18 protein-coding genes are annotated in these 14,762 nt (G+C 38.1%); all 18 read right to left on the reverse strand.

The features are described from left to right. Nucleotides 1-7: 7 nt before the first annotated feature. The gene (locus ACFSR0_RS02490) at nt 8-532 is read right to left on the reverse strand and encodes an acyl-CoA thioesterase (protein WP_379979574.1); all 525 of its coding nucleotides are present in this window, start codon (nt 530-532) and stop codon (nt 8-10) included. Nucleotides 533-646: 114 nt separating this feature from the next. Further along, entirely contained in the window at nt 647-1,342 is a 696-nt protein-coding gene (locus ACFSR0_RS02495; RefSeq protein WP_379979576.1) for an amino acid ABC transporter permease, read from the reverse strand. Nucleotides 1,343-1,358: 16 nt separating this feature from the next. Then, on the reverse strand, nt 1,359-2,213 hold the full coding sequence (locus tag ACFSR0_RS02500; protein ID WP_379979578.1) for a transporter substrate-binding domain-containing protein: 855 nt from the start codon (nt 2,211-2,213) through the stop codon (nt 1,359-1,361). Nucleotides 2,214-2,395: 182 nt separating this feature from the next. After that, a complete protein-coding gene (locus tag ACFSR0_RS02505) occupies nt 2,396-3,181 on the reverse strand; it encodes an acetyl-CoA carboxylase carboxyl transferase subunit alpha (RefSeq protein WP_379979580.1) in 786 nt (261 codons plus the stop codon). A 2-nt stretch (nt 3,182-3,183) separates the two neighbouring features. Beyond that, entirely contained in the window at nt 3,184-4,044 is an 861-nt protein-coding gene (gene accD / locus ACFSR0_RS02510; RefSeq protein WP_379979582.1) for an acetyl-CoA carboxylase, carboxyltransferase subunit beta, read from the reverse strand. 12 nt (nt 4,045-4,056) lie between these two features. Beyond that, nucleotides 4,057-5,421, reverse strand: coding sequence for an acetyl-CoA carboxylase biotin carboxylase subunit (locus ACFSR0_RS02515; protein ID WP_379979584.1), 1,365 nt, complete (start codon nt 5,419-5,421; stop codon nt 4,057-4,059). 8 nt (nt 5,422-5,429) lie between these two features. Next, nucleotides 5,430-5,858 (reverse strand): 3-hydroxyacyl-ACP dehydratase FabZ, encoded by a 429-nt coding sequence (gene fabZ, locus ACFSR0_RS02520; RefSeq protein WP_379979586.1) that lies wholly within the window; start codon nt 5,856-5,858, stop codon nt 5,430-5,432. 3 nt (nt 5,859-5,861) lie between these two features. Then, nucleotides 5,862-6,350, reverse strand: a complete 489-nt coding sequence (accB, locus tag ACFSR0_RS02525) for an acetyl-CoA carboxylase biotin carboxyl carrier protein (RefSeq protein WP_379979588.1) — start codon at nt 6,348-6,350, stop codon at nt 5,862-5,864. Further along, entirely contained in the window at nt 6,347-7,588 is a 1,242-nt protein-coding gene (gene fabF / locus ACFSR0_RS02530; protein WP_379979590.1) for a beta-ketoacyl-ACP synthase II, read from the reverse strand. The genes accB and fabF overlap by 4 nt, the downstream gene beginning before the upstream one ends. Before the next feature lie 12 nt (nt 7,589-7,600). After that, nucleotides 7,601-8,338, reverse strand: coding sequence for a 3-oxoacyl-[acyl-carrier-protein] reductase (gene fabG / locus ACFSR0_RS02535; protein ID WP_379979592.1), 738 nt, complete (start codon nt 8,336-8,338; stop codon nt 7,601-7,603). Nucleotides 8,339-8,347: 9 nt separating this feature from the next. Then, a complete protein-coding gene (gene fabD / locus ACFSR0_RS02540) occupies nt 8,348-9,277 on the reverse strand; it encodes an ACP S-malonyltransferase (protein ID WP_379979594.1) in 930 nt (309 codons plus the stop codon). 53 nt (nt 9,278-9,330) lie between these two features. Further along, a complete protein-coding gene (locus tag ACFSR0_RS02545; RefSeq protein WP_379979596.1) occupies nt 9,331-9,555 on the reverse strand; it encodes an acyl carrier protein in 225 nt (74 codons plus the stop codon). A gap of 33 nt (nt 9,556-9,588) precedes the next feature. Then, on the reverse strand, nt 9,589-10,551 hold the full coding sequence (locus ACFSR0_RS02550; protein ID WP_379979598.1) for a beta-ketoacyl-ACP synthase III: 963 nt from the start codon (nt 10,549-10,551) through the stop codon (nt 9,589-9,591). A gap of 9 nt (nt 10,552-10,560) precedes the next feature. Next, on the reverse strand, nt 10,561-11,001 hold the full coding sequence (gene fabT / locus ACFSR0_RS02555; RefSeq protein ID WP_379979600.1) for a fatty acid biosynthesis transcriptional regulator FabT: 441 nt from the start codon (nt 10,999-11,001) through the stop codon (nt 10,561-10,563). 209 nt (nt 11,002-11,210) lie between these two features. Continuing rightward, the gene (locus tag ACFSR0_RS02560) at nt 11,211-11,441 is read right to left on the reverse strand and encodes a YkuJ family protein (protein ID WP_379979602.1); all 231 of its coding nucleotides are present in this window, start codon (nt 11,439-11,441) and stop codon (nt 11,211-11,213) included. Nucleotides 11,442-11,528: 87 nt separating this feature from the next. Then, entirely contained in the window at nt 11,529-12,404 is an 876-nt protein-coding gene (locus ACFSR0_RS02565; RefSeq protein WP_379979604.1) for an NAD(P)-dependent oxidoreductase, read from the reverse strand. A gap of 66 nt (nt 12,405-12,470) precedes the next feature. Beyond that, nucleotides 12,471-13,706 (reverse strand): glycosyltransferase family 4 protein, encoded by a 1,236-nt coding sequence (locus ACFSR0_RS02570; protein ID WP_379979606.1) that lies wholly within the window; start codon nt 13,704-13,706, stop codon nt 12,471-12,473. Nucleotides 13,707-13,722: 16 nt separating this feature from the next. Next, a complete protein-coding gene (locus ACFSR0_RS02575) occupies nt 13,723-14,754 on the reverse strand; it encodes a glycosyltransferase family 4 protein (RefSeq protein WP_379979608.1) in 1,032 nt (343 codons plus the stop codon). Nucleotides 14,755-14,762 lie beyond the last annotated feature (8 nt).

Consider the following 14,762-nt stretch of genomic DNA (forward strand, 5'->3'; position numbering starts at 1 on the left):
TTATCATCTATTCTGACCAAGGGAGCTCAATTGATAGATTTTGTTGAAATTGCTTTGCTTCTTTCCTCTCAAGCACTTTTTTCTCCCGTCTTTGTTCATATCCCTCACAAACTGCTTTTTCTTCAGCACTTTCTGGAACAACAAACGGTACTTGAAAATTTGGATCTTCATTCATAAACGAAACAATCGCCACATAAGTAATAAAGCAGCTGGCCGCTAAATAGCGTTCCCCTGTAACTAAATCCTCACCGATTACTTTGACAAAGACCTCCATTGAACGGTGATGGACACCAGAAATAAAACTTTCCACACAACAAGAATGATTGGCATGCAAAGGATGTAGAAAATTTAAATGGTCAACAGATGCCGTTACTGCACCTCTTCGACAATGGCGCGAGACCGAAATAGATGCCGCATCATCAATATATGTCATCAATTTACCACCAAATAGATACCCAAAAGGATTTAGATCAAAAGGAAAGACCCGATGTGTTTGAATAACTTTTGATTCTTTACAATATTTTGTTTCCAATTCTTCCACCTCTTACGTTCAGTATAGCATAGTCCCTCTCATGTAATGTAGTGAAAAAAGCTCTAAAACTAGTTTTTTACTAGCTTCAGAGCTTTGCTTGTGCGAAAGTATTCTTTAACGAACTTTCACAAATCCTTTTCCTAATTTATTTTCCCATAACTTCAATAATTGAGAAGTCACAAACGTCATAAAGAAATAAATAATTGCTGCCACATAGAGTGGTTTTAAGGGAATGAACGAAGAGGTAATAACAATCTGTGCACTGTTCATTAACTCATAGATACCTAATGTAGATAATAAAGAGGAATCTTTTATTAAAACGATAAATTCATTTCCCAAAGCCGGCAAAATATTTCTTAGTGCTTGCGGAAAAACGATGAAGCGCATTGTTTGTGAACCATTCATCCCTAAAGAGCGAGCTGCTTCAAACTGTCCACTACTGACCGCATTGATTCCTGCACGAACAATTTCAGCTACGTATGCTCCTGAGTTCATCGACAATGCCAAAATTCCTGGAAATAAGCGACTGAAATCGATTTGTAAGACACCAATGGTAATTGGCGGTAGTGTCACTACTTGGTGAAATAACCCATTGGCAATTAAAATTTGTACTAACATTGGTGTTCCACGAAAAATAGCGATATACGTGGATGCAACCCATTTTAAAGGAGCAAGTGAGGAGCGCTTCATCAAGGCCAATAAGATACCAAAGAAAGTTCCAAAAAATATTGTAATGATTGAAATCATTAATGTAATCACTGACCCTGAAACAAAGTAGGAATAATACTCCTTTAAAAATGAATAATCCATATGCTACCCTCTTCTCTTATTTTGATGCATTTTCGTTTGCTAAATCGGTATTTTTTTGTACATATTCTTTAATTGTTCCATCTTCAATCATTTTTTTCAAAATGGTGTCTATTTTTTCCGTCAACTTGGTACTTCCTTTTGGTAAAGCAATGGCGTATGCATCTCCCTCAGATGTTTCTAACTTGGCATCAGCAATCGCTAAATCATCATTTTGCGCCACATAAGATTTTGCTACGGCACTCTCAACCACTGCAGCATCAATCGAATTTTGTTTTAGCTCAACCATCAAATTGGGGACCTTTGCTAAAGAAACAATTTGGGAATCTGGCAATTGATCTTTGACAATGGATTCTTGAATGGAACCTTTTTGTGCACCAACTTTTTTATTTGCTAAGCTATCAAGAGTCGTATATTTGTTCGTATTTGCTTTATTGACTACCACCAATTGTTCTGGTGAAAAATAATTGACTGAGAAATTAAAAGTTTTCTTTCGTTTATCTGTTGCAGAAATACCAGAAACAGCAATGTCAACTTGACCTTGTTCCAAAGAGGCTAAGACTGCATTAAAGTCCATATCGACATATTCAACCTTTACCCCAAGTTCCTTGCCAATTGCATTCATCATATCAATATCAGCACCCACAATTTGATCTTTGCCATTGACCATTGCATGAAATTCAAAGGGCGCAAAGTCTGCGGATGTCCCGACCTTTATGATTCCAGCTTTTTCAATTTTACTCCACTGATCAGCTGCATCTGTCGTTTTTGATTCTCCGGATGAACTTGATGTACCCGATTTCGATGATGAGCCACAAGCTCCTAAAATAAAAATCGAAGCAATTCCTACTAAACTTAATAATCCCTTTTTCATTTTGTTCTCCCCTTTTATTTTTATGCAATAATTTTAATATTTTTTAATATATATGCATATTATCATAAAATAAAAGGAAAATAAAGCATATTTTAAATTTTTTTTGGTATTATATACATATTTATTCAAAAAAAGATTTATGAGGAAAGAATTCCTTTCCTCATAAATCTTTTTAATAATGATTAATAATTTCTGAAACGCTCGTATCTTTTTTCAATGCGAAGGTCATCATCCACTGCCATTAATTCGTTTAATTTACGTAGAATATCACTTTTCAACCGTTGCATAATTTCTGTTGAAGATAAGGGACGTCCACGAAATGTTTCAGGGATTACACGTTCAACTATGCCCATTTCTTTTAGTTCTTTGGCCGTTATTTTCATTAATTGCGCTGCTTCATTCGCTCGTTTGCCATCTTTCCATAAAATGGAAGCAAATCCTTCAGGAGACAAAATTGCATAAATGGAATGTTCCAACATCCAAACCTCATCTGCAAGAGCAAGTGCTAAGGCTCCCCCACTACCACCTTCACCAATGATAATTGAAAGAATTGGGATATGTAAATCGGACATTTCTAATAAGTTGCGGGCAATTGCTTCCCCCTCACCACGCTCTTCGGCTCCAATGCCGCAGAATGCTCCAGCCGTATTAATCAACGTAATAATCGGGCGTTGGAATTTTTCAGCTTGCTTCATCAATCTCAAGGCTTTACGATAGCCTTCGGGATGGGGAGAACCAAAGTTTCTTCTGAGATTTTCCGTTAGATTTTTCCCTTTTTGGATACCAATAATTGTCACCGGTTTTCCAGCTATAAAAGCAATCCCACCAATGATTGCCTCATCATCGCCATATAGTCGATCACCATGAAATTCTTGAAACCCATCTGAGATTTGGTGAATTATTTCTAAGGATGTCATTCTCTCTTTGTCTCGGGCTAGCGCCACAATTTCATAGGCTTGTTTTTCCATACCTACCAAGCCCCCTTCTGATGCATTCGCAGCAATTCAGATAGTTTTGTTTTGATTTCTAATCTTGGGACAATCTGATCAATAAAGCCGTGCTTTAATAAAAATTCCGCTTTTTGAAAATCTTCTGGTAGTTCTTGTTTGATTGTTTGTTCAATGACTCGTCTACCCGCAAAGCCAATTAGAGCTTGAGGCTCTGCTAAGATAATGTCACCTTCCATCGCAAAACTGGCGGTCACTCCACCGGTTGTGGGATCTGTCAGGAACGCAATATACAGCAATCCTTCATTACTATGACGCTTGACGGCTGCTGAGATCTTAGCCATCTGCATCAATGAAAAAATCCCTTCTTGCATGCGTGCACCTCCAGAAGCTGTAAAAAGGACTACAGGCAGTTTTTCACTTGTTGCACGCTCAAATAGGCGTGTAATTTTTTCTCCGACCACAGTCCCCATGCTTCCCATGATAAAATGTGAGTCCATAATACCAATTGCTAGCGGTTGTTGATCAATCATTGCTTTTCCTGTCAACACCGCTTCATTCAAGTGTGTCTGTTCTTGCGCTTTGGCAATTTTCTCAAGGTACCCAGGAAAATGCAATGGATCTTCAGTTGCAAGGGACTCATTCCATTCTTCAAAACTTTGACTGTCAATCACTAATGCTAATCTTTCCCATGCACGTATGCGAAAGTTATAACCACAATTGGGGCAGACCTTTTCAACCCCCATTTCTTTTGTATACAAGATATGTTTGCAACTTGGACATTTCGCCCACATGTTATCAGGAACGGTAGGTTCATGATTGGTTGGTTGATTTCTATTTGGCGAGATTCGAATATAGTCTTTTTTCTTCTTGAATAATGCCATTACGCTTCACCTCTAATCTTCAGCTTGCCAATTCGGTAAAAAATCTTCTTGTAAAAAAGCAGTTGTGTAGTCTCCTGCTATAATATTGGGATGACTGATCAAATCCATTTGAAATTCCGCATTGGTTTGAACGCCATCTGTAATTAGCTCGCCCAGCGCTCGTTGCATTTTCATTAAGGCCTCGAATCTCGTTTCTCCATGAACAATGATTTTTGCAATCATCGAATCATAAAATGGAGGGATTGTATAACCCGAATACATCGCACTATCAACACGTAACCCCATTCCCCCACTTGGTAGCAATAAATTGGTTATTTTGCCTGGAGAAGGAGCAAAATGAAAGGCAGGATTTTCCGCATTGATTCGACATTCTATAGCATGACCTGAAAAGTGAATAGCCGCTTGTTGCAAATTTAATGGTTGCCCATCCGCAATTTCAATTTGTTTCTTAACAATATCAATGCCCGTGACCATTTCTGTCACAGGGTGTTCGACCTGTATGCGAGTATTCATTTCCATAAAATAGAAATTGCCTTGTTCGTCTCGTAAAAATTCAATGGTTCCAGCATTTTGGTATTGAACCGCTTGGGCTGCTCTGACTGCTAGCTCTCCAACATATGCGCGATCATTCGCAGAGAGTGCTATCGAAGGAGATTCTTCCAGAACTTTTTGATTGTTTCGTTGTAACGAACAATCCCGTTCACCCAAATGAATGATGGAACCGAACTCATCTCCTAATATTTGAACTTCAATATGTCGTGCTGGGTAAATAATTTTTTCCATATACATATCGCCATTCCCAAAGGCCGCTCGTGCTTCTTGTTGAGCGGATGAAAACAAGTTTGCTAATTCTGAGGAATTTGGAACTTTTCGAATTCCTTTTCCTCCCCCGCCGGCAGCAGCCTTTAACATCACCGGATAACCAATCTCTTCTGCCAAATTAAGAGCTTCTTCAACCGTGTTTAAAACACCATGAGAACCAGGAATCACTGGTACATCGGCCTCAATCATCAGTTGACGCGCATGAATTTTATTTCCCATTTCATCAATTGTATGACTATTAGGGCCGATAAATTTTATCTGACACTCCTCACACATTTCAGCAAAACGACTATTTTCAGATAAAAATCCAAAACCCGGATGAATGGCTTCTGCTTTCGTAACAATCGCCGCACTTAAAATTTGTTGTACATTTAAGTACGAGTCTGTTGCTTTGGCGGGACCAATACAAATTGCTTCATCAGCTAATTCTGTATGAAATGCTTCACGGTCAGCCTCCGAGTAAACAGCGACCGTTCGAATGCCTAATTCTCGACAAGCTCGAATGATTCGAACAGCAATTTCTCCGCGATTTGCAATCAATATTTTTGAAAACATGTATTCACCTATCCAATCATAAAAGTTAGCTCTGCTTCTGCTACTTTTTTTCCATCAACTTTGGCAATTCCTTTGCCTACCCCTGCGTTGGCTTTTATTTTTACAATCTCAACTTCTAAAAATAATGTATCACCAGGAGTCACTTTTTGGCGAAATTTGGCTTTATCAATCCCGCCAAAGTAAGCCGTCTTCCCTTTAAAATTAGCCATCGATAATAAAGCAATAGCACCAGCTTGAGCCATTGCTTCCAATATTAAAACTCCAGGCATCACCGGTTCGTGGGGAAAATGGCCTTGAAAAAAAGGCTCATTGATCGTAACATTTTTTTTGGCAATGATCCGTTCACCAACAATTAATTCCTCCACTCGATCGATGAATAGCATTGGATATCGGTGAGGAAGAATCTCTTTAATTTCATTAATTGATAGACTTGTCATAGACTAGTTCTCCTTTATTTGAATCAAGGGTTGCCCAAATTCAACTACTTCTTCATTTTCAACTAAAATGGCAGTTATCTCTCCATTTACGTCACTAACAATTTCATTCATCACTTTCATTGCCTCAATAATACAAAGAATTTCACCCGCTTTTACCTGCTCCCCAACCTGTTTGAAAACAGCTTTATCCGGGCTAGGTTTTAAATAAACTACACCAACCAACGGCGAAGAAATAACGTGGCCTTCACTGTCAATAATGGTTGGCTCATCATCCATTTCAACCTGAGTAAGAATCGAGGTTTCTAAATTGTTAGCCGGTACCACGGACGAATTTTTCACTTCCAAATGAGGCAATCCTTCTGTTTGACTGGCTAATCCGCATTGTTGATTTTTATTTAAATACAATTCAAATTGTTGATCTTTTAAGCGAAATTCAGTCAATTCTGATTGATTAATCATGGTAACTATTTCTTTTATCTCTGAGAAGTTCATTCTGCAGCTCCCCATTTCTTCATCAAAATAACGGCATTATGTCCCCCAAATCCCAAAGAATCACTTAAAGCATAGTCAAAGTTTGCCTCGATACTCGTGTTTTTGACCACATTTAATTCAATGGCTGGATCTTGTTCTTCTATATTAATATTTGGTGGAATAAATTGATGTTGTAAGGCAAGTAGTGTGGCAATCGCTTCAACCCCACCTGCAGCACCTAATAAATGACCAGTCATGGACTTAGTACTACTAACATACGTGTTCATGTAGGAGTCACCCAAACCATATTGGATAGCTGTGGCCTCCGCACCATCATTTGTTGGTGTACTGGTTCCATGAGCATTAATATACCCCACTTGCTCTGGTTGAATCTTCGCTTCTGAAATGGCTTGTTGAATTGCTTTGCCCGCACCGGATCCATCTGGATTGGGTGCAGTCATATGGTATGCATCACAAGTCGCACCATAACCGACTACCTCTGCTAAAATAGTAGCACCTCGTTTTTGTGCATGCTCCAAAGATTCCATTAAGACCACACCGGCACCTTCACCCATAACAAAGCCACTTCTCTCTTTATCAAATGGAATGGATGCTCGATTTGGATCTTCAGCCGTAGTCAAGGCTGTTAAAGAAGCAAAGCCAGCAATTCCAATTTCGCAAATCGTGGCCTCAGCCCCACCTGCTAGAATGAAATCTGAATACCCGTGCTTTATATTACGAAATGCTTCTCCAATTGCATTCGTTCCAGTCGCACAAGCCGTGACAGGTGAATAGCAAACACCTTTGGCACCAACACGCATCGCGATGTTTCCTGAAACCATATTTACAATAGAAAGTGGAACAAACATTGGTGACACTCGTTGTGGTCCTTTGGCATTCATTCGTGTCACTTGATCTTGGATAGTTGGTAATCCACCAATACCAGAACCAATAATCACACCAAATCGATCAGCATCCACTTGCTCTGCTTGAAAATTAGCCATTTTTAGTGCATCTAATGCAGCATGGATGCCATAAATTGAGAACATTTCCATTCGTTTTGCATCTTTTTTTGTAAAATACTTCTCTAAAGGAAAATCTTTCACTTCTCCAGCTACATGTATTCCTGTACCTTCTGCAGCGAATTTGGTGATTGGACCAATCCCATTGGTTCCTTCTTTTAAACTAGTCAAAAAAGAGTCTGCATCATTTCCAATTGGAGAAACGACTCCAAATCCTGTAATTACTACTCGATTCATTTTTTTCCTCCTTTAATCATGCATAACCAAGCCACCGTCAACATTCACGACTTGACCGGTAATATAGGGACTCTTGGCTAAAAATACGGCTGTTTGAGCAACATCTGTAACCGTTCCAAACGATTGCAAAGGAATGGTTTGGCTAACTTGCTGTTTTACTTTTTCAGAAAGAACATCCGTCATGTCCGTTTGAATAAAGCCAGGAGCGATTGCATTACACGTAATTCCTCGAGTCGCGACCTCTCGCGCGACGGTTTTGGTAAAACCAATCACGCCAGCTTTACTTGCAGCATAGTTTGCTTGACCAACGTTCCCTATTAACCCAGAGACACTCGAAAGATTGATAATTCTTCCCATCCGTTGCTTCATCATTTTTTTAACTATTAATTGCGTCATATTGAATGTGCCGATAAGATTAATTTTGATGACCTCTTCGAAATCAGCTGGTGTCATTCTTAACAGTAGTTTGTCATTGGTGATGCCAGCGTTATTGACCAAGACAGCTATATCACCCAATTCTTGTTCCGCTCTTGCTATCATTTCTTGGGCATACTCATATTGAGAGATATCTCCACTCACCGCAATGCATTTTACGCCATACGAAGAAAAAGAAGCCACTAATTCTTGTGCAATTTCTTTTCGTCCATTTAAAATGATATTCATTCCTTCTTGCGCAAAAGCTTGCGCAATCGCCAACCCAATTCCTCTAGAACTACCAGTAATAAATGCTGTTTTTCCCTTTAGTTTCATCGCTTCCCCCTATTGACAATTTGCCAATGTCTCTTTCAGTGTTGGTATATCTTCGATATGATTCGTTGCAAGTGTCTTATCTATTTTTTTCATAAACCCGGTTAGTACTTTCCCCGGACCAATTTCGATAAATCTTGTGACGCCCAAGTCCCTCAAAGTATGAATGCTATCGTAAAATTTGACGGGTGACATCACTTGACGTTCCAGTAAATTGACAACTTCATTGTCTTGCATCACCTGAGCAGTTGTGTTTGCAACGACAGGAATTTTCATATTGGAAAATGGCACGTTTGCCAATTCTTTCCCTAATTGAAGGGCTGCCTTTTTTAGTAATGGTGTATGAAAAGGTCCACTTACATTAAGTGCTATGCATCTTCTTACACCAAGATCATGTAAATACTTCACCACTTCATCAACAGCTTCGGTTTCTCCACCGATGACTATTTGTTGTGGTGTATTGTAATTAGCAGGGGCAACTATTTTTCCAGTTTCACTCGCAATTTTCTGACAAGAATCCTCAATTACTTTGGAATCTGCATTCATGATTGCCACCATTTTCCCGGTTCCATGAGGAGCACATTCAGCCATATATTTGCCTCTTTTTGAAACAAGTTTCACTGCATTTGAAAAGCTGAGCGCTTCACTTGCCACTAATGCTGTATATTCTCCTAGACTTAATCCCGCAACTGCTTCGGCAACGAGACCTTCTGCTTTTACAACCGTCAAGATTGCCGTACTAACCGTTAGAATGGCTGGCTGCGTATATTCGGTCAAATTTAACTGCTGATTTTTTTCAAAACATAGCTTGGCCATATCGTATCCTAGGCAGTCACTTGCTTCAGTGAACACATCACGAGCAACTTTAAAATGATTGTGGATTTCTTGTCCCATTCCAGTATATTGTGACCCCTGGCCACTAAATAAAAAAGCAGTCTTCATGTATCTAATCCTTTCTAAAAAGAAAAGCTAGGCTTTCGCCCAGCCTCTAAGTATTATGCTTGTTGGTTTTCTACATATTTAACTAAATCCTCAACTGTTTTGATTCCATCTTCTGTTTCGATTTTCACATCGAATTCATCTTCAATTTCATTGATAATTTGGAATAAGTCAAGACTATCTGCTTCTAAGTCTTCTTGAATATTCGTCGTTAATTTAATTTCTTCTTTCTCTTTTCCTAATTCTTCTGCCACAATTTCTTGAATTTTTTCGAATACCATTTATCCATTCCTCCATAAATTTCATTTTTATAGTTAGACCTGAAGCAAAAGATTCCCCCAGGTTAATCCACCACCAAATCCGGTCATCATAATTCTTTGTTGACTGCCAAGAACAATGGTTCCATCCGTTACAGCTTCATCCAACAACAAAGGAATTGTAGCTGCTGATGTATTTCCATATTTTTGCATATTTTGCAAAAACTTTTCTCTGGATATATTCAGTTTTCTTGAAAAAATATCCAATATTCTCACATTTGCTTGATGAAGTAAGAAATAATCGACCGGTGTTTGTTCATCTTGCATCAAATTTCTAACCGAGCGCACAACTGTACGTGTAGCAAAATCAAAAATCGCTCTTCCTTCCATCTGTAAAGGATGAATGGCTTTTGGTTTGTTCGACAATGGATCTGCCTCAACAAAACCTGAAGTAAGTGCTTGTCCCAACAAACCATCCGAACAAAGCGATTCGTTTAAAATCATCGGTTCTTCTGAAGCTTCAAGCAACACGCCAGCAGCTGCATCACCGAATAAAACCGCAGTTGAACGATCTTCCCAATCAAGCATCTTAGTCAATACTTCTCCGCCAATAACTAGACCACAATTCGCACCTGTTTGAATCAGTTTGTTGCCCAGAGACAAGGCATAGACAAAACCTGTGCAGGCCACACTAATGTCAAATGCAAACGCATTTGCTGCCCCAAGTGATCCTTGAACAATACAAGCAACCGATGGCGTATGGAAATCAGGTGTCATCGTAGCCACTATAATAAAGTCAAGCTCCTCACTCGGTTTATTGGCTTTTTTTAATAATGATTTAGCTACATGAAGGCACAAATCCGAAGTGTTCTCATTTACAGCCATATGCCTTTCTTTGATGCCTGTACGACTATAAATCCATTCGTCACTTGTATCCATTATTTTTGTTAAATCGGTATTTGTAACTATTTTAGGCGGAACGTAACTAGCAGTTGTCGTAATCCGTCCATAACTAACCATCTCATCCACTCACTTGTATTCTTGCAAAAAGTTATGCAAATTATCTAGCGCTTTAAGTAACGCCGAAGATTGTTCTCCATCCATCCCATGAATGACCGCTTTAATCATCTCACGATGAAAATGCTGATGAACACGAAAAATCAATTTCCCTTTTTTTGTCAAACCTAATTTAACAACGCGTCGATCGTCCTCACTTCGAATTCGTTCGACGTATCCTTTTTTTACTAAACGATTGATTGCAATGGTCAACGTGCCAACGGTAATCGACAATTCATTTGCCACTTCCGTTGTCGTTTTCTTTTTGTACATCCCAATGGCTTCAATGGTGTGCATTTCAGTTATGGATAAGTCCTTGAATTGCGATTTTTTTAATTCCGACTCTTCAATCACTAAAATATCATTGAATACTTCTACTAATAAATTGTTAATCTCTTCAAAATTTTGTTCCATAATGTGCCCACCCGGATAGTTTGATTGTCAAATGATTTGATAATCAAACTATAAATTAAGAAAAAAAAAAAAGCAAGTATAATTTTAAAAAAACTATATTTCCCTCTAAAAAAGCAGTTACTTCAATAAATTTTATATTAAAAAAATATTAAATTATTTTGATTATCAAATTATTTTACAAAAAAAAGAGCGAAATTGCTCTTTTTTAGTTACTGTATTAAGTCATAAATTTCCATTGCTACGATATCAACATTATCAAATTGATACGGTTGATTTGATTCTGCCTCTGTTAACTCAAATGTTTCAGTTGCGCGATCATATGTTACGGTACATTTTTCCACGCCATCTTTCTCAAAGCGTCGTACTTGAATTTCATTATCTTGGGCCTCAATCATGGCTTCAAGACGTTTGATAATAGCGACTAATTGCGAACTCTTCATTCGACAATCCTCCCCTTCCTCGTTTCTGTTACATTGTAACAGAAGCAGGTTTAACTTGCATTTGTTTTCAAGAAAAAAAATATCTTTTTAAGATTTTTTCTCATTATCCCACCATAGTTTTATTAGCGCCTGAGTGCCATCATTTTCATATCCCTTGTCAGCTAATTGTTCATACAGTTTCGTTGCTAGCGCTGTACTAGGTAAATCTATGCTCATTGCTTTGGCTTCATCCAACGCTATTTTTAAGTCTTTAATAAAGTGTTTAACAAAAAAGCCGGCAGAATAATCTCGTTTTAGTATTCTCGGTCCATAATTCATCATCGACCAATTTTCTGCGCTACCACCACCCAATGTTTGGATTACTTTTGGTAAATCTAACCCTGCTGACTGAGCATAAACCAACATCTCCGTCATACCAGTCATCGTTCCGGCTATCATAATTTGATTGGCCATTTTTGTGTGTTGGCCTTTACCTGCACCGCCATGTAATGCAAATGTTTTTCCTATTATTTCAAAAAAAGGAACTACTTTTTCATAGACTTCTTCCTCTCCACCTACCATTACAGTTAAAGTTGCATTTTTTGCCCCAAGATCACCACCTGAAACCGGTGCATCTAAACTAGCTGCACCAACTTTTTTCGCTTCAGTATAAATCTTTTTTGCAAGCGCAGGCGTACTCGTAGTAAAATCAACTAAAATTTTTGCTAGCAATTCTGCCTGGAAGACACCTTTTTCACCAAAATAGATCTCCTCAACATCTCTAGGGTAGCCAACCATTGAAAATACATAGTCTACCTGATTGGCAAGTTCTTTTGGCGTTTCACACCAAATGGCTCCTTCATTAACTAAGTCATCTGTTTTCGATTTAGTCCGATTGTATACATATAATTGGTGACCAGCAGTCAGTAGATGTTGGGCCATCGCATGCCCCATGACTCCGATACCGATAAATCCAACTTTCATTTCGTTCCCTCCAATCAAAAATCACAAGTTTAGTATAAACTATCCTTGTGATTTTGTGCGAATATTTTATTCTGTCGATGATTTTTTTAAACTTGGCAACTTCATTTTCATTTTTTTCAAAATGACTTCTTCTTGTTTTTCTTCCCGTTCCATTTGATTCAAAGCAATTAAATCTTCATAAAATTCAATAATTGTTTTCCCAAATTTTTCTGCCGATATTTCATCCAATTTCTTTTTTAGAATTGTTGGGTCCATCGGGATTTGTTGGTCTATATAGTCAATTACTGCACGTGAAAAATTTTCATCATTTTTAAATGTTACTCCTAAACAATCATAGTCAATCAGATGATCTAAGTAATCGTTTCCTTCGACAATCAATTGCGTCCCTGCTGCCATCGCTTCCGTATAAGTCAGACCCTGTGTTTCTGATGTAGAGGTACTGACGAAAAAATCAGCCGCATGATAATAAATAGCTACTTTCTCATTTGGAATTTCACCAACAAAAATAACGAATTGCTCCATCCTTTTTTCTTTCACAAGATCTTCCAAATCATCGCGATAAGGTCCATTGCCGACAATAACCAAACGAACTTCTGGTTTCTCTTTAATAATGGCTGGTAATCCACTAATAATAGCTTGAATATTCTTTTCGTAGGATAAGCGGCTTAGGGATAATAACATAATTTGTTCATCCGTAATGCCTAGGATTGTGCGAGTTTCTTTGGACATTTCAGGCGTAATATCCGGCCGCTCAAACTTCTCGATTTCGATACCAGTAGGGATAATACGCATCGGAATTGATACACCGTATTTTTTTAGCGTTTTTATCACTCTCTCACTCGGACAAATAACCCCACTAGAATGGTTAACAAACAATCGAGAAAGATATTTCACGTGCGCTGGTCGCAAAACCTTCCCATTCGCAATATAATGCAAATAATCTTCATACATTGTGTGGTATGTATGAACAACTGGTATTTTTAATTTTTTTCCCACCATTTTCCCCAAAATACCTGCACCAAACTCGGTATGGGTATGAATAAGATCTAATTCCAGTTCTTTGGCAATCAGATAGGCATACCACATTCCTCTAACAACAACGCGCCGGTCTTTAAATGAAACAAAAGGTACACTCGGCATCCGAATTATTCCTTCATCAAATTTGGGCGCATTTGGGTCCGTCGTGGTAAATATATATACTTGATGTCCATGTTCTTCAAGTTGATCTTTTAACGTTTTAATGGACGTAGCTACCCCACTAACTTGTGGAAAATAGGTGTCAGTAAAGAAACCAATTTTCAAGAATAGCCCTCCTCTCTTACGAACGATATTTTTGATAAGTCTTTGTGTAATAGTCAAACCATAGCTTGGCAACCGCATCCTCTGAGTATTTTTGCGCAGCTTGCCGCGATGCCTTTTGCCAAGTTTGCAAATCGTTGGATGAAGATTGTAAGGCAGTTAGTTTGTCCTGCATTTCTTCTTTATCCTGACAACCAATATAAAAGTCTTTAATAACTGACTGATATAAATCTAGCTCCCGTACCATTACTGGTGTTCCACAATTAAAAGCTTCCAAAATACTCATAGGAAACAACTCGTTATAGGAAGGAAGTAAAAAGATGTTCGCGATATTATAATAATCAACTAAGGTATCCCGGTCAACAATTCCAGGAAATGTTAAATTTTTTGGTGGATTCTTATAAATTTTTTCATATTCCGAATAGCCATCCGTAATTTTCCCAAATGAAAACCCGCCAGCCCAGATGAACTTCCATGATGGATTGTCTTTCGCAAGTTGAATAAAATCATCCAACCCTTTTCTTTTTTGGATTTGACCTACACCTAATATCACAAAATCAGTTTCTTCATAGCCAAGTTTTTCGCGAATGAGTTGTTTTTCGGTTGCATTTTTTTCATAGAATTCTTTTTGTGAAACAAAATTAGGGATATAGGTAATTTTGTCTTTCTGGCAACCAGCTCGTAATAATGCGGGAATAAAACTAGGATTAACAACAACCAACTCATCCATTCTTCGATAAAAATCAAGTAAGTACCAATTGAAGATTTTTTGAAAGGGTTGGTAGAGTTCAATACTTCCTTCCAGCGTCTCAGGTAAAAAATGGACATAGCCAATCCTTACTCCTCGTTTGCGTGTAAAGAATGTAGAAAGATAATAAGAAAAATTCACTGTATGATAATGAGAAATATCCGATTTTTTCCATGAGTTTACCCTCAGCAAAAATTCTTTTGAGAACTTATCCTGGAGCATTTTTATCAATTCTAAATAGGCACTTCCTACTCCCTGACCTTTCACTTTATCTGCGTGTGAAAACATGGTTATTCTTAACATCCAATATC

Origin of the sequence: Enterococcus camelliae, assembly GCF_042685105.1 — a bacterium.
Lineage (GTDB): Bacteria > Bacillota > Bacilli > Lactobacillales > Enterococcaceae > Enterococcus_G > Enterococcus_G camelliae.